Source organism: Lacihabitans sp. CS3-21 (assembly GCF_024343675.1).
In the GTDB taxonomy this organism is placed as follows: Bacteria; Bacteroidota; Bacteroidia; order Cytophagales; family Spirosomataceae; genus Leadbetterella.
Genome location: NZ_RJUD01000011.1, coordinates 40,180 through 60,891, shown reverse-complemented (window position 1 = coordinate 60,891; position 20,712 = coordinate 40,180). Strand labels below are relative to the sequence as shown.

The 20,712-nt window shown below is 38.2% G+C and carries 15 protein-coding genes and 1 pseudogene; 1 reads left to right on the top strand and 15 read right to left on the bottom strand.

The features are described 5' to 3' along the window. Positions 1 to 26 precede the first annotated feature (26 nt). On the top strand, positions 27 to 413 hold the full coding sequence (locus EGI24_RS08835) for a four helix bundle protein (RefSeq protein WP_255048009.1): 387 nt from the start codon (positions 27 to 29) through the stop codon (positions 411 to 413). Positions 414 to 520: 107 nt separating this feature from the next. On the opposite strand, the gene EGI24_RS08830 is transcribed toward EGI24_RS08835, so the two are convergent. The 15 genes and pseudogenes from EGI24_RS08830 to EGI24_RS08765 all read right to left on the bottom strand — a co-directional run bounded on the left by EGI24_RS08830 (position 521) and on the right by EGI24_RS08765 (position 20,656). Further along, positions 521 to 1,513, bottom strand: a complete 993-nt coding sequence (locus EGI24_RS08830; protein WP_255048008.1) for a VOC family protein — start codon at positions 1,511 to 1,513, stop codon at positions 521 to 523. Positions 1,514 to 1,680: 167 nt separating this feature from the next. Beyond that, positions 1,681 to 2,448, bottom strand: coding sequence for an SDR family NAD(P)-dependent oxidoreductase (locus EGI24_RS08825; protein WP_255048007.1), 768 nt, complete (start codon positions 2,446 to 2,448; stop codon positions 1,681 to 1,683). A gap of 123 nt (positions 2,449 to 2,571) precedes the next feature. Next, a complete protein-coding gene (locus EGI24_RS08820; RefSeq protein WP_255048006.1) occupies positions 2,572 to 3,342 on the bottom strand; it encodes an SDR family NAD(P)-dependent oxidoreductase in 771 nt (256 codons plus the stop codon). Further along, positions 3,335 to 3,826, bottom strand: coding sequence for a cupin domain-containing protein (locus EGI24_RS08815; RefSeq protein WP_255048005.1), 492 nt, complete (start codon positions 3,824 to 3,826; stop codon positions 3,335 to 3,337). The genes EGI24_RS08820 and EGI24_RS08815 overlap by 8 nt, the downstream gene beginning before the upstream one ends. A gap of 3 nt (positions 3,827 to 3,829) precedes the next feature. After that, positions 3,830 to 6,142 carry a glycoside hydrolase family 3 N-terminal domain-containing protein gene (locus tag EGI24_RS08810; protein WP_255048004.1) on the bottom strand — a complete coding sequence of 771 codons (2,313 nt, stop codon included), beginning with the start codon at positions 6,140 to 6,142 and terminating at the stop codon, positions 3,830 to 3,832. A 4-nt stretch (positions 6,143 to 6,146) separates the two neighbouring features. After that, positions 6,147 to 6,827 carry a 3-oxoacid CoA-transferase subunit B gene (locus EGI24_RS08805; protein WP_255048066.1) on the bottom strand — a complete coding sequence of 227 codons (681 nt, stop codon included), beginning with the start codon at positions 6,825 to 6,827 and terminating at the stop codon, positions 6,147 to 6,149. A 51-nt stretch (positions 6,828 to 6,878) separates the two neighbouring features. Beyond that, positions 6,879 to 7,562: pseudogene (locus EGI24_RS08800) on the bottom strand (CoA transferase subunit A); the annotation flags it as partial. Positions 7,563 to 7,655: 93 nt separating this feature from the next. Next, positions 7,656 to 8,894, bottom strand: coding sequence for an MFS transporter (locus EGI24_RS08795; protein WP_255048003.1), 1,239 nt, complete (start codon positions 8,892 to 8,894; stop codon positions 7,656 to 7,658). Positions 8,895 to 8,937: 43 nt separating this feature from the next. Beyond that, positions 8,938 to 9,237, bottom strand: a complete 300-nt coding sequence (locus EGI24_RS08790; RefSeq protein ID WP_255048002.1) for a hypothetical protein — start codon at positions 9,235 to 9,237, stop codon at positions 8,938 to 8,940. Positions 9,238 to 9,273: 36 nt separating this feature from the next. Continuing rightward, the gene (locus tag EGI24_RS08785; RefSeq protein WP_255048001.1) at positions 9,274 to 10,590 is read right to left on the bottom strand and encodes an acyclic terpene utilization AtuA family protein; all 1,317 of its coding nucleotides are present in this window, start codon (positions 10,588 to 10,590) and stop codon (positions 9,274 to 9,276) included. After that, on the bottom strand, positions 10,587 to 11,882 hold the full coding sequence (locus EGI24_RS08780) for a CitMHS family transporter (protein WP_255048000.1): 1,296 nt from the start codon (positions 11,880 to 11,882) through the stop codon (positions 10,587 to 10,589). Before EGI24_RS08780 ends, EGI24_RS08785 begins: the two co-directional genes overlap by 4 nt. A gap of 1 nt (position 11,883) precedes the next feature. Next, on the bottom strand, positions 11,884 to 12,921 hold the full coding sequence (locus EGI24_RS08775; RefSeq protein ID WP_255047999.1) for an alpha/beta hydrolase family protein: 1,038 nt from the start codon (positions 12,919 to 12,921) through the stop codon (positions 11,884 to 11,886). A gap of 252 nt (positions 12,922 to 13,173) precedes the next feature. Next, complete coding sequence (locus EGI24_RS21970) at positions 13,174 to 13,341, bottom strand: DUF5597 domain-containing protein (RefSeq protein WP_409035474.1); 168 nt, start codon at positions 13,339 to 13,341, stop codon at positions 13,174 to 13,176. Positions 13,342 to 14,031: 690 nt separating this feature from the next. Next, positions 14,032 to 17,652 (bottom strand): alpha-L-rhamnosidase, encoded by a 3,621-nt coding sequence (locus EGI24_RS08770; protein ID WP_255047998.1) that lies wholly within the window; start codon positions 17,650 to 17,652, stop codon positions 14,032 to 14,034. A gap of 208 nt (positions 17,653 to 17,860) precedes the next feature. Further along, the gene (locus EGI24_RS08765; protein WP_255047997.1) at positions 17,861 to 20,656 is read right to left on the bottom strand and encodes a c-type cytochrome; all 2,796 of its coding nucleotides are present in this window, start codon (positions 20,654 to 20,656) and stop codon (positions 17,861 to 17,863) included. Positions 20,657 to 20,712: the final 56 nt, after the last annotated feature.

Genomic DNA, 20,712 nt, shown 5'->3' with positions numbered 1-20,712 from the left:
CCATAACTTAAACTTTTTTTCTTCAAATGGCCAATTTATCTTTTACAGAATTGAACGTTTATAAAGAATGTCGGTTGCTTAGAAAACATATATCGCAACTAGTCAAAAAACATTTCCCGGACATTGAAAAATATAGGCTTTCAGACCAAATTATTCGAAGTACTAGAAGTATAACTGCCAATATTTCCGAAGGGTATGGTCGATATTATTTCAAAGAGAACATTCAGTTTTGTCGTATTTCCCGAGGTTCATTATCCGAAACATTAGAACACTTAATCACTGCATTTGACGAAGGTTATATCTCTGAAACTCAATTAGACTCATTTAAACTACATATTGAAAATTGCGGGAAATTGCTTAACGGGTATATCAATTACCTCAAAAAATCCGCAAATCCGCCTGACGAAAATTAAAGAATATTTTGAAAGTTTCGAAACACAAACTAACAAATAAATAAAACTAAAAAACTAATATTACTTTACTAATCGACCAATATACTAATCCACAAATAACTAATCAACTAAACGTCCGCCGGCTTCACCGTTCCGTCTTCCGAAAGGCCCATTTTTTTACCTTTCCCCATCTCTGCAAATGGATTTGCACTACCCCAAGCATCGTTTGGATTATCTTTTAGATAATGAACGTCCAAATGATCAGGAGCAAAAACCAACCTTGCACAAGCATAATATTCAAACAAAACTCCGCTACCTGGGTCGATGATATAAATAAAGAAACCTTCATCTGCTTTGTGACGCGTTGGAGCACCCATCACGCTCTTGTAGCCTTTCTCAATGAAATAATCGAGAGCTATCAATACTTCTTCTCTACTATCTACATTCCAACAGATATGATTCAACACACCTTCATTTTCACCGATGTTTGGGTCAGTAAATACTGCGATATCATGAGAAAGATTGGCAATAGTGTGCAATCCACCTATAGGCGGCATGTCGTCAGAAATTCTGATCTCATCGGGATTTTTAAGTCCCATATTTTTCCAAAATTCCTTTTCGGCGGCATACTTTCCTTTCGCAACCATATAGGTAACGTGGTCGAAACGGCGTGGATTAGCTCCCAACTTACGGTTACTTGCGTAACGATCAGCATACACGCTGCCTCGTTCTCCTTGTTCACGCAACCAAACAACATCCCAAAATACTTCGTGCGTATGTCCGTCTGGCGACTGAAAACGATATGCCTTTCCATGACCTAAATCTCCTTCCACCCAGCCACGACCTGCACCGATATGCTCCAAATATGCTACACAATCTTCCAAAGCCTCTGGGCTATCTGAACGCCAACCTATGTGTCCTAGTCCTGATTTTTCGTTTTTAGTTAGTTTCAATGTATGATGAAAATAGTCACCCCATGCTCTAAGGTAAACTGAATTTTCTTCTCTTCCTGTTTCGTCCATACCAACTACGTCACGGAAAAATTCAACAGATTTATCCAAATCTGTAGTCAGAACCTCTACGTGAGCCATCTGAGAAAGAAAATGAGGATTCTTTGCCATGTTACAAGTTTTTTTGTAAAAATACTTTTATTTAATAGTACAAAACTAATAGTCAGAAAGCAATGATATTAATCGAAAATAATCCATTAGTATTCATTATCAATCAATATTTTTAATTATGAAGTCAATAACCAGAAAAAAATATTCTGAATTACACTAAATCTACTTTAAGCTAAAGCTCCACCATCTGCCTTAATAGAACTTCCAGTAATAAAGCTTGATTGGTCAGAACATAACCAAAGAGCAACATCTGCAACTTCTTGAGGAGTCCCCATACGCTTCATTCTTTGAAAATTAATGGCTTGTTGTTTGGCTTCTTCATTTTCAGCCAACTTACGTCTGCCTTGCATAATCATTGGCGTTTCGATGGCAGTCGGGCAGATAGAATTAATTCTAATGTTTTGGGTTGCATATTCTATGGCAGCTGTCTTCATCAAACCTTCAATTCCGTGCTTTGATGCAGCATAGGGTGAGTTTGCGGGTTGACCTATCAATCCAGCGGCAGAAGAAAGGATAGCTATGTTTCCACCCCCATTTTTAAGCATTTGAGCTATTTGATATTTAAGTAAATACCAATTTCCTGTTAAGTTCACGGCAATTTGTTGCATCCAATACTCTTCTGGGTATTCATGTATTTTTAAGGAAACAGGGCCTGCAATTCCAGCACAATTTGCCGCACAGTCTAATCGTCCGAAAACCTCCACAGTTTTAGTAATTGAATTTTCTACTTGTTCTCGATTAGCAATATTTACCTCTATGGCCATAGCGATACCATTCAAACCTACTATTTCTGAGACTGTTGCTTCGGCATTTTGTTTGTTTATGTCACAACAAACCACTTTTCCACCTTCTTTTGCAAATGATATTGCAGTAGCTTTTCCAATTCCAGAACCCGCTCCAGTTACGTAGCAAACTTTATTTTCGAATCTTTTCATAATTTGATTATTTGTTATTTGTGAACTGGTTATTAGAGAACTTCTTCATGGAGAATAGACCTAAACTTTTACAAATAAACCAGTAACCTCGCGATAGCTATCGGGACAACCAATAAAGAATATCTAATTCCCATCGCTTATCGTCGTTCCACCATCCACTATGATATTTTGACCTGTGATAAATCCTCCTGCTTTTGAAGCGAGCATTACCGCAACTCCTGCAATTTCATTTACTTCTCCAACCCTTCGAAGGGGTGTTTGCAGCAATCTCTTTTTCATAAATTCTTCGTTTTGTATCAAAGATTCAGAAAAAGGCGTATTTATCATTCCAGGGGAAATAGCGTTTACTCTTATGTTATCAGGACCAAATTCAACTGCTAGATTTCGTGCCATTTCTATTAAGCCAGCTTTCGAAACCCCATATAGCCCTAGATTTTTATTGCCTCGAACTCCAGCTATACTTGCTAAATATATGATAACGCCATCTTTTTGGGATTGCATTTCTGGTATAACCCATTTGGTCAAATAGATGGCGGCTTGCAGATTTAAACCCATTGTTTTTTCGAAATCTTCTTTTGTGATGTCCAGAAATCCCCCAATTGGTGCTGCTCCAACACAATTAACTAAAATATCAATTGTACCAAATTTTGTTTTACATTCTGATATCAAATTTTCGATTTCCTCTTTACGGGTCATATCACATGGAATGCCAATAACCTCAATTTCAAGTTTTATAAATTCCTCAACCGTTTTTTCAACTTCAAAGGATTCAAAGCTTGAAACCACCACTTTAGCTCCATGTAATCCCATTGCTTGTGCAATTGCTTTTCCCATAGCGGAGCTTGAACCCGTTATCAAGGCGGTTTTGCCAGACAAATCAAATAAATTAATCATGAATCATTTCGTCGGTAAGCGGCACACCATTTACTTCAAATGGTTTTGCCTCAGTTAATACAAATATGATTCTACAAATTTTGCTCGGACTTGGATTTCTCCATTTATGTATGGTACCATTTTGAATAATGACTCCACCTATACCAACAGTTTTAAAAATTTTGTCATCAAGTTCTAACTCAATTTCGCCACTCATTACTATTCCATAATCAATACTTGCACTGCGGTGCATGGGTGATGAGGCTCCTGGCAACATGTCAACCACGCGTATCACCGAACCACCTTTTAAGGTAGTTCCTGCATCACGTATTCTTCCGTTAATTTGGTCGTTACAATCTGCAGGTACAGATGCCGAAGTCCATAAAGTAGCCATGGCAGCGTCGCCTGTCGGAATGACCACAGTTTCGATTTCTTCATCAATTGTAAAAATCGCTTTTCCTTCTTTGGTATGTCCAGTTACTATTCTTCTGATTGGTTGTGACATCCTTTACTTTTTATATTTCATGACTCTTGAGTCTTTGATTACACCTTTCCAGTTCAATCCAAATCCAAAATCATAGGCATTGCCCTCTGAATCTTTGTATGGCATCATGTCAAATGGTACGTCTTCGGCTTGCTTTTCTACGGTTTTCATATCTGCTGGCATTTGCATGGGCAACAAGGCAGATGGCTCAGCTTTACCTGAGAGTATTTCAAAAACTGCCTGATCTTGCACACCAAAATTCAACAAAATAGCACTGGCATCTTTTTCTATTTCACTAAAAATCATTGGATTAGAGGTAAAAACAGAAACTACTACGGGTTTCCCTTTCATCGCTGCTTTGGTTTCTTTTACCAAAGTCGCATCTGAAATATTAGCTGTCTTGGTCGATTTATTTTTATACCCCCTATCGTTAGATTTTTCTAAGGGGTCTCCGCCTGCAATACTTTTTTCTCGAGCTTCAGTGGCTGTATAATCTCCGTATTGCAAACTTATTGGCAGATATCCATTTCCTCCATTTTTAAGATCTTCTTTATCATAGCCAATAGTAGCGGCTGGGTTTTGAATAAATACCAAGGCTAAATCCGCAGCGTCAGGATCCTCAGTGACATTAAAATATTTCTTGACCAAATCAATACTTACAGGGTAATCTGTTGAGGCGGGAGTTTCCATTCCTAAAAAATTTCGGCTGGCTGGTGTAAATCTTTTAGGAACAAAAACCGTCTTTTTAGCGTCTAAGGGTAACGTTTTACCGTGGTTTTTGAGCATTACAATAGACTTTAATTGAGCATCATAACCTTCTTTCATAAATTCTGGCTTACCCACAATGTCTTTGGTTTCTTCTGGAACTAGGTATGGATTTTCAAAAACACCAACTCTGAAAATATTCTTCAATAATCTCACCGCTGATTGTTCCATCCTGGTCCTCATTTTAACCTCTCCAAATTCTCCGACTCCCTTTTCATATGCAGCAAGTATGGGTTTTGCATCATTATTGCCACCAAATTGATCTACGCCTGCCATCAAAATTTTGAAATGTCTATCTACTTCAGAAAGGTTTTCTACTCCCCAAGAACGGCCATCTAAAAATTGGTCTAATGCTTTATGTTCTCCAGTGATTCCCCAGTCGGTACACACAACGCCATCGTATTTGTATTTAGTTCTTAATAAGTCGTTTATCAAATATTTATTATAACTATTTCCTACATTTTCTCCATTTTTTGGGTCTTGGTTCCAAGAGATGGTATAATAAGGCATAACAGCTGAAGCCATTTGAGTTTTACCTTTTAGCTTAAAAGCCCCTTCAATAAAAGGGATTAGATGTGCTGAGAAATTATTACCTGGATAGACAGCAAATTTGCCAGAGCCGTAATGAGCATCACGCCCAGCCTCACCAGAACCTCCTCCTGGCCAGTGTTTTACCATTGCATTCACACTGCCATCACCCCAACCTGTGGTTGACTTTGAAGTAGTTTGAAATCCATCGCAATAGGCCTGACCCATGGCCGCCGATAAAAGTGGACTTTCGCCAAATGTACCATTAAATCTTGCCCATCTTGGCTCTGTTGCTATATCAACCTGAGGAGAAAGTGCCGTCGTAATTCCTAATGCTCTGTACTCTTTGGCTGCAATTTCGCCAAACTTTTGCGTCAAAGCCGGATCAAATGTTGCGGCCATTCCAAGTGAGTTGGGCCACATAGAAATTTCCCCTCCAGAGGCGGCATCATATTCGGCCTTGGCTCTTGTGCCATGTCTTGGATCTGTACTGTTATTGGCTGGAATACCAAAACCGACACTTTCACAAAAGGCCTGCAATTTATTGTTCCATTTGGCTGCTATTTCAGGTGTTTGGACGGTCGTGACCAAAACATGTCGAAGATTATCTTCTGCTAAAAACTTCTTTTGCTGGTCTGTCAAATCGCTTGGGTCTGTTTCACCAGCTTTGAAAGGTTTTCCACCATAAGTACCCGCAAAGTATCCTCCTGGTCTGGCCGGAATAGATTGGTGCGAAGAATAAAGCATTAAACCGGTTATCTCTTTGATACTTAGCCTAGAGGCTAAATCTTTAGCACGTATTTCAGAAGACAATCTCCAATCTTCGAATTTATCTAACTTGTTGTTTTTGTTCAAATCTTTGAATGCTAAACCATTAACTGTGAGAATCTTCACGCCAGAATTTGGTGAGTACCCTAGTGTTTGGCCACTTGGATTTTTTACAATATTAAACTCTCCCTTTTTTGTTTCTGACCATTTTGTCTGAGCAGTGGCGGTAACAAATAGTAATTGTAAGGCCAATAAACCAGCTATTTTATTTTTCATATTTTTAATTTTTAAAGCTCATTTCTTTGAGATTTGTATCAATATTTAGGGTTGCCTCAGTTGCGGCTTTTACTTGTTCTTTTGATATTCCTGGAGCTATTTCCAAAAGATTAAAACCTCCATCAGGTAATACTTCTATAACAGCAAGCTCTGTGACTATTTTTTTAACACATTGAAGACCCGTTATGGGTAAACCACATTCTTTTAAAAGTTTGGATTTTCCATCTTTTGACACATGTTGCATCGCAACAATAATATTTTTGGCGGAAGCCACTAAGTCCATCGCTCCACCCATACCTTTAACCATTTTCCCTGGTATTTTCCAATTGGCAATATCCCCGTTTTCTGATACCTCCATGGCTCCAAGTATTGTCAAGTCTACATGCTCCCCTCTAATCATGGCGAAGCTTTCGGCTGAATCAAACAAAGCCGACCCTGCTTGCATGGTAACGGTTTGTTTCCCGGCATTTATCAAGTCGGCGTCTACGTTTTCTCCAGTTGGAAATGGGCCAATCCCAAGTAAACCGTTTTCAGATTGCAGCATCACATTGATTTCTTTGGGAATATAATTAGCGACCAATGTGGGAATTCCTATGCCTAGGTTAACGTAGGAGTTGTTTTTAATTTCTTGTGAAATACGTTTGGCAATACCATACTTAGTTAATCCTTTTCCATATTCAAACAAAACCTTTTGTTCACCAGACCCTAGCCCTCCATGGGGGGCGGGGGGGGCCGTTGTCCGCTGCTCAATCCTTTTTTGATAATTTTCTCCCTTAAAAATACGCTGAACATATATACCAGGTACATGAATTTCATTGGGATTTAATTCACCGGTCTCTACCACTTCTTCAACTTCTGCAATACATATTTTACCTGCGGCGGCCATCATAGGACTGAAGTTCCTGGCTGTACCCTTAAAAATCAAATTGCCAGATTTATCGCCTTTCCACGCTTTTATGATTGAAAAATCTGCTCGGAGCCAGGCTTCTTTCAAGTATTTTTTTCCATCAAATTCTTCCATTTGTTTTCCTTCGGCTACTTCTGTACCAACTCCTGCTGGAGTAAAAAATGCAGGAATTCCAGCTCCACCAGCCCTAATCCTTTCTGCCAGAGTGCCTTGAGGAATAAGCTCCACTTCTAGTTCACCAGAGAGCAATTGCCTTTCAAACTCCTTATTTTCACCTACATAGGATGAAATCATTTTTTTGACTTGCCGTTTTTGGAGCATCAAACCTATTCCAAAGTCATCCACGCCCGCATTGTTAGAAATACAGGTTAAGTTTTTTACGCCTTTTTCTACCAAAGACTGAATACAGTTTTCAGGAATGCCGCAAAGTCCAAATCCTCCCAACATCAGAACAGAGCCATCACCAATGTCAGCAATGGCTTCATCACTATTATTTACAACTTTTGAAATCATAATCAGTCTTTTATCTTTCGAGACAATAACCTACAAATATAAGCATCGAAACCAACGAAATATTAGTCTAAAGAAATCCAATTATATTCAAAATCAATCAATATTTTGATGGTGGATCTTAGGCTTCTCCTGAAGTTTACTTATAAAAAATATGGCCAATAATGCTAACAATCCTGACAACCACAAAAAGGCCGATGGATCAATGGTATCAGAAAGTAAGCCGGCGATTCCAGGAACAATAACACCTCCAATTATCTCCGCAACGCCCGTAATTAGCCCAATTGCCTTAGCCTTGAGGTGATTTGGAACAGCTTCAGAGGGTATAACCGCAGCCACCAATGGAATAGTACCCATGGTAAAATAAGTTAGAAACATAGCTGGCAAATGCAGTGCTGAACCCGACAAGTAATAAACCGCAAAAGGATAAATAACTCCCAGTGAAATAAAAGCATATAGCACTTTCTTACGTCCAATTTTATCAGAAAGACCAGGAACAATGATGGAAGAGACCAATCCAGAAACGCCCAAAAGCCCCATGGTTTTACCCATATCATCAGCGGACATACTTTGTGTGTTTACAAAATAATTAGAGATAAATGGCAATGTTGCAAACCACCAACCAAACACGCAACAAGCGGCTCCAATACCCCATTTGATGTTGTTGTATTGTAGAAGTTCCTTGATATTTAAGGATGATTTTTCTTTGTTTTGGGATGCGGATATTTGATCTGAGAACGCTTTGCTACTCTCTGCTGTAGAAGCCTTAACAAATTTCCAAGCCAAGAGACCTAAAAGTAAGCCAGGTAGACCAGCGACAAAAAAAGCATTTCGCCAACCCAGATTTTCGGCGATTTGAACCAATAACACTGGAGCCAAAATAGAGCCAAACAATGCTGAACCAAATGCCTGTAGAATTCCCGCATTCAGTCCTAACCGGTTGGGTGAAGATTCTCTTTCAACAAAATTTTGTGCCAATGGTATGACTGGTCCTTCTGCGAAACCCATCACCAATCTAGCCAAAAGCAAAGTAATAAAAGATGTAGCTAATCCGGACCCAAATGAGCAAATGGAGAAAATAAAAACTGCAACGATGAATACAATTTTCTTCTTATTGTTAGTCTCCGCCCAAGCTGTTGAAAAGAAACTAGAAAATGCCCAAGCCAATGACAAAGCTCCTGCCAACAGCCCAATTTGTGTATTGTTCAGATTCAAATCTTTGGCCACATAAGGCATCAAAAAATTAAGTGCCAGTCGGTCGAAAAACAAACAGCCAAAAGTGAGTGCCATGAGCATCACAATGCCATTTTCATAGGTAAAAAGTCCTTTTTTCATTTTTATTTAGGGTTTAAAATTAATTGCGATTTCTAAAAAGCGATTAAATTTCCATTTCTAAAAGTGCATAACTTAGTGCTTTACCATGTGTGTCTATGGCCAAAGAGGTTGTCACGCCACTTAACAAAGCATTTTGACATACAAATAATAAGGATGAAATATTGGGCAAACAAAACCGCTCAATTTCTCCTGAAACTATTTCTTTTAAATGTAGTTTAACTCTTTCTGAAGTCACAAAATCACAAAGTCTGGGATAGTCTGATTCATCAAAAGGTATCAGTGAAAGCGTGGAGATATTTCCTTTATCGCCGGCTCGGCTATGGGCTATTTCATATAATTTCATTTTGTCTGATGCATATTATAATTGGATGTTCATTGATTAAAAATACGCGATTTGATCTTTTATTTTATTTCTTTCCATGAGTACTGAAACTACCCCAATTACCTCAGTTTGGATTTTCCTAACTCCTCCGCCACCTGCTGGACCGTTGGTATATAAAGCTTCCACCTCCTCGCCAATTATTGCAGCTTCTTCAACTGTGTCAGCTTTAGCCGCTACCCTAAGCCTTATTTCATAAGGACTATTATTATGCCCAAAACTGGTACGATGTACTGCGGAAATCCCGATATAATCTATTCTTATTTCTTTAAAACTTGAGCTCAGACGCTTCTCTATTATCTCACCTCCCAACCTTGCCCGATCTTCTGCTCCAAACCCTGCATACGAAATTTCACCCTCGCCTAAGTAAAATGCTTTAAATCCTACGCTAACTTTTAAATTGACAGGTTTACTTTTGCCAGTCCCGCCTTTTACCAAAACTTGATTTTGTCCTAAATCCTCCAGTTTGACTGTAGTAAAATTGGCTTCTACATCTGGCGTTATATAATGGTTGGGATTTATTACCTCATACAACAATTGCTCTTTTACTGTAGCCAGATTTATGAGACCACCAGTTCCTTCTACTTTCGATATGATGGCCGAGCCATCATTTGAAATCTCAGCTATGGGATGACCCAAAATGTCTAAACCGGGAACCGATTTTTTGTCTTTATCAGCGAAATATCCACCCGTAATTTGACCAGCACATTCTAACAAATGGCCAATTACTGTTCCCTGCCCAAGAATATCATAATCGTCTAGTTTCCAACCAAATTCATGAATCATCGGGGCTAGGAACAACGATGGATCAGCCACTCTACCCGTAATAATTATTTGTGAACCATTCTCTAATGCCTTTAAAATACCATCGACGCCTAAATAAGCATTGGCAGAGATAATTTCGCCTGATTGTTTGACAGGCAAATTGGTTTCCATAGCAAGTGCTTCAAAATCTAACATTGATAAAACATCATCCCCAAAAACAGCCCCAACTTTTATATCTAACCCCAATTCTAGAGAAATATCCTTAACTTTTTGTGCAGCAGCCAAAGGGTTAGCGGCTCCCATGTTGGTAATTAGGCAAATTTTATTCTTCGAAAGTGTAGGCAATAACTTTCTCATTCTTCTTTCTAAAAACGTATCATAGCCCAACTCAGGATTTAATTGCTTGCGTTTTTGAGCCAAGGCTATGGTTCTTTCTGCTAGACATTCTAAAACCAAATAGTCGAGATTTCCTTTGTCAGTCAAAATCTCAGCAGGCTCTAACCTATCTCCCGAAAACCCCGCTCCACAACCTATCCTTATCTTGTTTTTCATATACTCAATGATCCTGTTAAAAGTGCCACAATGGTCATAACAATGGTAGTTCCCCATGCCCAAAAAAACGTATGCCTCTGGTGTTCTCCCAAATCAACCTCAGCTAAACCTACCAATAAAAAGGTGGATGCTGTGAGCGGACTAATTGGAAAACCTACTGTCATTTGTCCCAACAATGCCGCACGCCCAACCTCCAACGGATTTATACCAAATTGGATGGCAGTTTCACTCAAAATAGGTACCACACCAAAATAGTAAGCATCAGGTGTAAACAAAACACTAGCGGGCAAACTCGAGATGGCTGTAATGAGTGGCAAAAGATTAGCATGATTCGCAGGAATAAGGGTAACCAAACCAGAAGCCATTTCTTCAATCATTTTGGAGCCCGTCAAAATACCAGAGAAAATTCCAGCAGCGAAAATCATACTTGAAACCAAAAAGATATTAGTCCCATGGCTTTTCAACACTTTTGTTTGATCAGCAAGTTTAGGATAATTTAGCATCAATGCTATCATACTTGCTAATACGAAAAGTGCAGGTGCTGGAATCCATCCTTTTGTTAGGCTGATAATCAATCCAATCGTAAGTATAGCATTAAAAATTATCAATTTAGGCCTTCTTAAATGCTTTTGTTCAGCACTTAAGTTTTCTTTATGATTATATTCAAACTCAATTACTCCTAGTCGTTTTCTTTCTTTTTTTCCAAAATAATAAGCTACAAATAACACCCAAACAATACCTGCCGCGATGGCGGGAATATTGGGATTGAAAATGTGAACCGATTCAGTCTTCAAAGTGGAAATTGCTCTTGCAGATGTACCAGACCAAGGCACCAAATGCAAAGGACCAACCCCTAAAGCTACTACAGAAGCCAAAATTAATCTGTTGATTTTTAACTGTTTATATATTGGCAAAAATGCCGAGAGCACTATCATAAACGTAGCAGTACCATCGCCGTCTAAATGCACGATCATAGTAAGAATTGCCGTACCCATAACTACTTTTAGTGGATCACCTTTTACTGTTCTAACTATAAAAGCTATGACTGGGTCAAAAAGGCCCGCGTCTAACATTGTGGCAAAATATAAAACCGCAAACATCAATAAAATACCCGTTGGTGCTACTTGCTTTATTCCGTCTAGAGCAAATTTCCCTAACGCTTGAACATCAAAGCCAGCAAGCAGTCCAAACAGTATGGGCGTAAGCACCAGAGCAGTCATAACTGACATTTTTTTGCTGATAATCAGTACCAAAAAGACTAAAATAGTCCCGAATCCAAACCAAGCCAACATATTATTGGAATTTTAGGTAATCATTGAAAAAAGGTAAGAGTTCATTCAAAACTCGCCCATCATTGGTCCAAATTTTATTGCCATGGTCTCCGATATATTCCTCTGCAAAATGGTTTATTCCGAGGTTTTCAAGTCTTTGGCTCAGCATACCTATTTGTACCGGAAATCTGGGCGAATCATTTCTTCCCCAGTCAAGCTTTATGGCTGACATTTTCCTTAGGTTGTCAGCATATTTTTCAACCATATAAAAAGGCATATTAGACTCCCATTTTTCGAGAACAGATTGATTTATCGTCATTTTATCGCCTTCATATTCGAAAGGAAAATCGCAAAAGAATGGTGGTTTGTTGGGATTTGGCGACCATGCTCGGCCCGTGGCAACAAGTACCTTTGGATAATATGTTTTTTTGAGTTCTTCTACAGTTTTTACTTTTTGCACCTCTTTAAATGAGTTGCTATTTGGCCCAAATTCCTTTACCATAGCCACCAATCCCGGGCTAAGTGCATATATACTATTGTAAACTTCTGGATGAAGCATGCCTATCTTAAACGCCCCATAACCACCCATTGAATGACCAGCAATTCCTCTACTTTCACGCTGGGCAATGGTTCTAAAATTCTGGTCTATATATTTCACTACTTCCTCTGCTTGGAAATCTTCCCAATTGCCAGTAAAAGTAGAATTGCTATAAAAACTTCCTTCAAAAAGCGTATAATGATCAGCTTGAACAAAAATAAAGGGCCTAATTTTTTGGCGAGCAATGGCTTCGTCCAAAATGCCTTTCATTTGGTTATTGATTAGGTCTTTGCCCATAAACCCATGTAAATAATAGATTACTGGGTATTTTAAATTTGAAGCTTCATAATTTGGAGGTAAATAAACTGAAACCGATCTGGTAGTATGCTCACCGCCAGTATTTTGTAGTGCCTTAGAATCAATTTTTACAATGACTATCTTACCTTCCTTTATCTGAGCAAATAAAGCTTCAGAAAATAATAGACAAGTTGATACCCAAAACAAGATGGAGTATTTTTTCATTTACATTAATAGGTTGAAATAATTAAAAAAAACAAACATTAAAACAGTCATTCTTTTGATTACAATTGATAGTATTTAAATATAATTTTGAAATCCTATCTCCTGAAAAGCCACTAAAACTGACATACCTAAAAATACTTCTAAAAAACCGAAATATTAAACAAAATGGTTTTGTTTTTTAAGTTTTGAAAAATCAATTTCTGTATAATTTAAATTCAAAATTCTGATTTTATCTCATAGCCAACTTAATTTTTACTTATCCCCATTCCAAAGCTTAGCGGTGATGAATTCATTGTTTTTGAAATGTCCTTTTTCGATAAAACGATAGCCAAGGTGTTTAATAGTAACGCCATTTTTCAATACAAAATCTGCTTTTATTCCATGTCCTAAGATATAAAACGCATCTGCAGAATTTTGGATAAAATGTCTGCCCCATAATCTTTAGGCAGACCAACAAAAGGGTTTGGAGGCGGACCTTCCTGTTTTTACATGTCTTCTGCTATTTATATGCCCACCACTATTACTGCTGCAATGAATTTGATTCTTCTGAACGCCCTATTTAGTTTAAACCATACAGTAAAAAATATAAGTAGCTGATAACAAGAACGATAATTTTTTTTAACCTAATCAAATGATATTTTAAAAACTTAATATTGACTGAATTTTTATTAAAGTTTTAGTTATTGAAATTTCACAATGACCTTATAGGAAATATCAATTTCCAGCCTCTTAAGAAAATAAAACTATTTTTCTAAAATATAATACAAACTTCAGATATTCTCATTGAATTTGTGAATCAAAAAAACTCCAATTAGATTCAAAATCAATCAATATGATTCCCCTTATTTATATTTTTTAAAGAAATCTAAATACTAATAACTGTAAATGAATTAAAACTATACCCTTAAAGTTGAATTTGCTGAATTGTGTATCTTGGATAATCCAATAACTTATTCGAGTAATATCCTAAAATGGATTATGATGGATTCCATTTACCCAGAACAATATTTAAGTTATTCAACAATTTAGTGCCTATATCCATTTTTATAAAACTAATAACCAGAGCTTCCTCGTTTGAAAACTCTGGTTATCATCAAATTCAAGCATAAATTACCTCACTTCAAAATCATAATCGCCAGAAGTCAAAGGAATCATCAGATTTTCACCATCTACTTTCAAACCTATCCAATTGCTGATAACTTTGCCAGATTCGATGATTTGGCTAACACTTTTAGTTGGTAAATAAAGTGTAGCAGTGCTGTTGGCTGGCACTGTGCATTTATAGCTTAACTTGCCATTATCTGTTTTCCATTCGCTTTTAATTAAACCATAAACCGACTCATAATGTCCCTTTGCAAAAGTCATCACTTTATCAGGGTCAGGTGTTGGTTTCAAGATAAAATGTTTGAAAGCAGCTTTTTCAGGACTTCTTTGAATACCCAGCGAGTAATTGTACATCCATGAAGAAACAGCTCCGAAAGAATAATGATTAAAGGAATTCATGGAATTATTACCTCCGAAACCATTTTCAACCGTATAAGAATTTAATCGCTCCCAAATAGAAGTGGCCCCATTCACAACAGAATACAGCCAAGATGGATAGCTTTTTTGCTGTAACAATCTGTAAGCATTGGCATGATTTCCATTTTCAGAAAGGGCATCGGCGATGGAAGCCGTTCCGATAAAGCCTGTCATCAACGAATATTCTGGACGCTCAACGCCTTCGTCGTCTTTGTTTTTACGAGTCAAGGCCTCATTTAAATATTTAATAGCAAAAGGCTTATTTTCATCATTAAATAAACTCAAATCTAGCGGAATAGCATAAGAAGCTTGTGTATCTACCAATTGCCCTTTGTCTGATTTTTCTTCCAAATTCCTAGCATTTGGCGGTCCCATTCTTGCAGTTTTAACACCTGACTTTATGGTTCTATGCGTATTTTTGTCTACATAAACTTCATTAAAAACCCTCTTAACTTCCTCGTAGCGAGCTTTAAAAGTTGCGGCATCTTCAGTTTTGTTAAGAATTGTAGCCACTTTAGTCATGATTTCTAAATCATAAGCAAAATAGGTCATCCAGAACGCCGTATTATCGTTTTTACCATTTTCGGGACTTAACCAGTCGCCCAAGGGTCCTTCGTTTAATATTCCAGTGGCTTTATCTACTTTGGTATCCAAGAATGTCATATACTTTTTCATGGCATCGTAATGCTCTTTGAGAAGTTGCACATCGCCATATTGTTGATAAGTCTCCCAAGCTACCGTCAAACCAGCACTTCCCCAAAGAGTTCCTCCAAAGCCACCACCCATGGGAGCCACATCAGTAAATCGACCGCTTTCAGCCTGTACATCACGCATGGCGAGCAGGTGTCTTCTTAAAAACATATCTGCATCTGTGAGATAAGTGGCTGATTTTGAGAAAACAGAAATATCCCCACTCCAACCCATACGTTCATTTCGTGCAGGTGTATCTGTTGGAATTGAAAGAAAATTACTACGAAGCGACCAAGTGATATTTTGCCATAGTTTATTCACTAAAGGGTTGGAAGTTTCATAACTCGACGACAAACCTAACACTGAACTTATTACTAATCCTTTTACGGCAGCAATTGGCAAGGCATTCGATAAACCTGTTATTTCTAAATATCTATATCCATGAAAAGTAAATCGAGGCTGGATAATTTCATCACCTCCTTTTAAAATATAAACATCTTGGGTGAGTGCCGCCCTAATGTTTTCCATCATCACCATGCCTACATTTTCACTGTATTCTTTCAAGTTTGGATACTTTACCTCAGCAAATCGCATGGTAATTACTTGGCCTTTTTTTCCATTTTTTATAAAAACTTGAGGAACACCCACCATATTTTGAGCCATATCGTAGACATACACTTTCGGACGAACTTCTTCTACTGAAACCGCAGGCATCGTTTTTACAATAGTTGCATTGTTTCCCATTTGACCGATTAGTTTCAGATCTCTGTAAGAAAAAGTAGATTTTTGTCCACGGCCGTCTGTAAAAGTTCCTTGGTAGGCCGTTCCCTCCAATGGCACCTCCACCGCTGACTTCCAAGCACTTGCATTGTAAGAGGACGTTGACCAGTCTTTTATAACAGCTTCTTTGTTGGCATCATACACTTCACCTTGAAAATAACTCCCATAACGAACGGGTCCATCATTGAAATACTTCCATTCGTTTGGATTTGAGGTGATTATCTGTTCTGTGCCATCTGTATATTTTATGACCAATTTACTCAAGAGTGATTGTCTATCGCCAAAATAATTCCAGTTTTCGCCACTAAATGTAATGTTTCCACTCCACCAACCTTCACTCAACCATGCTCCTATGGCATTTTGGCCACCTTGTTTCAGAGCCTCTTTCACGTCATAGGTTTGATACATGTGGTTTTTATTGTATTGCGTCAAGCCCGGATTAAAATAATCGTTGCTCACACGTTTTCCGTTCATAAAAACCTCATAAATCCCTCTGGCAGTCACATATAATCTGGCTGTTTTGATAGTTTTGGGTTGCACCTCAAAAGTAGTTCTAAGCATAGGGGCGGCATTCTTGCTTGGATTTGCCAATATCAATGCTCCGCCTTTTACAACATAACTACCATTTTTAACCGACAATTTATTGGATTTGAAAATACCATTATAGTCATTCACATTTAGCTTTTCACTAAACAAAGTATTTGAAGGGAAACGGAAGTTTTTTAATTCTACCTCCGAAAAAATGGCTGTTTGATTCTCATTGGTTTGAAAACCCACATCTGCCATCATCGGAAAACTTATAAAATTATTTCCACTTCCCACTGGATTAAGATTTAAGCCACGAGGGCCAAAAGGCGAAGGCGTTCCTTCCACTTTTTCTACCACTTTATTCTCAGGCTTATTTTCACCAATAAAAAACTCATACAAACCAAAATTACAAGTCACAAAAATCTTATGCTTTTCATACTTATTGGCTTCATTTATCAAGTTTTTCGGAATCGAAAGACTTTTGAATGGGGTTTCTTTGCTATCATTTTTAGTATAGCCAACTCTATAAATATTGAGTTTTGCCAATCCATCTATTGCTTCAGAAACATTGCTAATATCCAACTCTAAAGCAATAAAACTTTCGTCTTTTTTGTTTTCAACACCTTGAATATTGAGGTCTTTGTCCATCAATCGGGCATCATTTCCTCCAAATACAAATGCTGCTTTGGTAGAATTTGTGGCTTTATCAAGCTGAACTGCATATTGAAATTTATAAACCGATAAATAGTGGGAATAAAACACCAAGTCTTCGCTACCTCCACCAATCCATTTAGCACCTGACCATGCGGAAATATCAGGATTCATGAGACCGGTTTCGAACCAAGAGCTTTTTGTGCTCATCGTTTTGGAATTGTCCCATACGTTTACTTTCCAAGTATATCGAGTAGTGGCTTTTAGAGCTGGTCCAGAGTACTCTATTCCATGAGAAAGATCAGAATTTACTTTTTGGGTATCCCAAACTATTTGATTATTGGCATCTGTTACTACTATTTGGTAGGCTGTTTGAGCGTAACCTCGTTTGTTATCCGTAGCCTTCATTTGCCAAGAAAAATGCGGATTAGTAATATCAATTCCTAGAGGGGTATTTTCATAATCCACTTTGAGATTATCAAGCGTAAATCCTGCAAATACCTGACTAACAATAGACAACAAAAACACAATTGTTATCCATTTTCCTTTTCGATCTAACATATTTTTATTATAAAGGTTAAATTTATTCTCTGCAAAGTACTGCCGAATAATTATTTACGTATTATGTACTTACCTGCCTTTGTGGATATTTTGACCTGAATATGGAAACTATAATTCCTAATTGTACACGAATGAAGCGGATGTTCCAAAGCAGATTAACACGGTTTTTTTTTCCGCATTAATCTGTTAAGAAATTATGAGCTGTAAATTACTGCAATCCAAATATTTTTACTTGCTTCATTGTCCAAGGGATAGCTTCAGTTTCTTGATCCAGACCTTCTTCAAGTTTTAACCTTAAGAACTTAATTTTTTGAGTTGATAGTGAAACTATGTTATCTCCCTCATTACCCACAAGACCTTTGGCAGCTTGCTCCCAATTATTTCCATCCACTGAAACCTCAATTATGTATTTTCTTGGAAAAGTTTGCGTTACCTGAGGTGGTGCTTGCTGATTATTGGCAGTTCTTGGTCCAAATCTTCTTATTGCAGCAGAATTAAATTGAAACTCTGAAACGCTCATGGCCTTTGGAAATTCCACTTGATACCACATGCCTTTTTCTTGCTTTTTGCCCGTTGACCAACCTTCGTAGGTAAATGCACTTTGTGGAGAAACATTTCCACCGATTCGAGTAGAGGCCGTATGACTCGCCGTTATTTTTAATCCATCTGCCACTTGTATTTCCTTGGGTGTAGTTTTTATGAGTTGATCATATTTGAATAAAACGCTCTGATTGGCTGTATTTGCACGAATTTTTTCAACTTGTTTTGGTGTGACCAAAGAAGCATCATTCGAAAGGCCATTTCTGATGTAAGATATCACATCGGCTACCCACATGTCATCGTGGTCTTTCATTGGAGCCATAAGACCTCCTGCATAGTTTTTACCTTCAATATTTCCTTCCATGCCATGCAATACAACTTTTATAGCATATTCAGGATGTGCCTGAATGCGTTGCGAACCAGCCAAAGCTGGTGCCATCAATTTTCCATTTCCACCTGGTGCTCCCATGCCATTATTTCCATGACATTGTGAACATAATTCACTGTAAATCACCATACCTCTATCAACCGATTCCTTTTGGTCTTTGCTCAATTCCGCTGCTCCAAAAGGCCCATTATTCCTTGGTTTTGGAGGTGTTATAATCTGCTCACCAATGAGTTTTACACCTGTAGCTTTGTTATTCGCAATGGCTGTTTTTATTCCCGTTTCTAAATCATTTATTTTCAAAACTTTGGCTGAAAGCATGGCCTGCACCACTACATCTGTGTTGGCATCATTCATGGCAGCCTTATAATCTGACTCTAGTTCTTTTGCACCGGCTTTATAAAGCGTTTCACTGGCACGCAAAGCTTGAATCCTAATTTTTGGATTTACATCCTTCAACAGTTTTTTGGCCATGTCGATTTTTAAAGCACCCAAGCCTTCCAATGTCCAGATGGCGTGTATTCTGGCCAATTCGTTTTTACTCGAAGTCGCCATCGTTCTCAACGAGGGGATTACAGAAAGGTCTTTTTTCAAAACCAAGAGTTGCTGTGCGGCATCCCGTCTCCAGCCATTTGGATGCTCCAAATGTTTCACCAAGGCTGAAGCCGACTCATTTAGCATTTTTGGCTGAGATTTGTCTCGCTCTTTTCCATCATATGTGATACGCCAGATTCTACCCAAACCCACCACTTTATCTAGTTGATACTGTTCAATTTTTGTACGCAGATAGGTTCCTTTCTGGGTCCACTGTCCTTCTTGAATGATACCACGGTACATATCCACAATATACATGGTACCATCGGGAGCGGTGGCCATATCAACGGGACGGAAAAGTGGGTCTGTCGAACACAAAAACTCTGATTTTTGGTCCTGAAAAACATTGTGAAGGGTAGTCACTCCCTCCGTTACTATCGGATTGATCTGTCGAACAATTCTCGCTACAGGTTCACCATAGAAATATTGCCCTCTGAGATTACTTGGAAGTCGGTCACCCCTATACACGTCATTTCCAGCTGATCCAGTCACTCTGTTCAAAGAACCGTCTGGCTGACGAATTTCGTCCATTCCACCTTGCATATCAGCAATTTTCACTGCTGCACCCCAAGGCACATCAAAGCCTTTGGCAAATTCACCTGGCACGTCGAAGTTTCCATAGTGAATCGGAAACTGGAAATGGGAAGGCAATCCACTTGCACCTCCTTGAAACCAAAGTTTACCGTAGTCGTCATGGGTTACGCCCCATTGGGCTCTGTTAAATCCTGTTTTTTCTCTGATAACACCATTGGGCGTTTCTCTTACCCTGAATGCATTTACGGTACTATACAACCAGTTATCCATGCCATAATACATAAATGCTTGTTGGTGTTCAACATTTCCCGATCGACCGTATTTGGTTGTAAAAAGTTCTTTTTTGTCTGCTTTACCGTCGCCATTGGTGTCGGTGTATTTGTAAACATTATCCGCGTCTGATTCCATTGTTAGCACGCAATCTTTGCCATAAGGCAACACAAAACGAGGAAATATCAGATTATCTATAAAAGTAGTACCACTCTCATAAACACCATCGTTGTTTTTATCCTCCCAACGAGAAATTCTGCTGGTAGGCTCTAATTCGTTTTTAGAATCGGCATCGAGCATATAAGATCTCAACTCCAAAACATACATTCTGCCGTTGCCGTCAAAAGCAATAGCCGCTGGCTGTTGAATGGCGGGTTCGGTCAAAATTGGTTCGATTTTATAGCCTGGAGGCAGTAAAAACTGTTTTTGTTCTTCAGCCACACTTAGAGGCAATATAGGTTGTTTAGGTTCTAAATCTATGCCTTTCCAGTCGTCGCTGTTGGGATCTACGCCTTCAGGAATTTTGACTTTGGGTAAAGTATCTCCCTTGATACCAGTTTCGGTAAAATTATTTGGGGTGTTTGAAATAACAAAGGAACTGAGTGCAATGCCAACAATAGAAACCAAAAAAGCGTTTTTAATGGAGAATCTTTTTCTAGACTTGCGTAAAATTTCTTTCATGTTTTTATATTAAGGTTGAATACGAAACTCAAATTAATATAAATTTTTAGGAACAT

Coding starts and splice junctions, on each gene's coding strand:
- EGI24_RS08835 (WP_255048009.1), top strand. CDS start 27: ATGGCCAATTTATCTTTTACAGAATTGAACGTTTATAAAGAATGTCGG.
- EGI24_RS08830 (WP_255048008.1), bottom strand. CDS start 1,513: ATGGCAAAGAATCCTCATTTTCTTTCTCAGATGGCTCACGTAGAGGTT.
- EGI24_RS08825 (WP_255048007.1), bottom strand. CDS start 2,448: ATGAAAAGATTCGAAAATAAAGTTTGCTACGTAACTGGAGCGGGTTCT.
- EGI24_RS08820 (WP_255048006.1), bottom strand. CDS start 3,342: ATGATTAATTTATTTGATTTGTCTGGCAAAACCGCCTTGATAACGGGT.
- EGI24_RS08815 (WP_255048005.1), bottom strand. CDS start 3,826: ATGTCACAACCAATCAGAAGAATAGTAACTGGACATACCAAAGAAGGA.
- EGI24_RS08810 (WP_255048004.1), bottom strand. CDS start 6,142: ATGAAAAATAAAATAGCTGGTTTATTGGCCTTACAATTACTATTTGTT.
- EGI24_RS08795 (WP_255048003.1), bottom strand. CDS start 8,894: ATGAAAAAAGGACTTTTTACCTATGAAAATGGCATTGTGATGCTCATG.
- EGI24_RS08790 (WP_255048002.1), bottom strand. CDS start 9,237: ATGAAATTATATGAAATAGCCCATAGCCGAGCCGGCGATAAAGGAAAT.
- EGI24_RS08785 (WP_255048001.1), bottom strand. CDS start 10,590: ATGAAAAACAAGATAAGGATAGGTTGTGGAGCGGGGTTTTCGGGAGAT.
- EGI24_RS08780 (WP_255048000.1), bottom strand. CDS start 11,882: ATGTTGGCTTGGTTTGGATTCGGGACTATTTTAGTCTTTTTGGTACTG.
- EGI24_RS08775 (WP_255047999.1), bottom strand. CDS start 12,921: ATGAAAAAATACTCCATCTTGTTTTGGGTATCAACTTGTCTATTATTT.
- EGI24_RS08770 (WP_255047998.1), bottom strand. CDS start 17,652: ATGTTAGATCGAAAAGGAAAATGGATAACAATTGTGTTTTTGTTGTCT.
- EGI24_RS08765 (WP_255047997.1), bottom strand. CDS start 20,656: ATGAAAGAAATTTTACGCAAGTCTAGAAAAAGATTCTCCATTAAAAAC.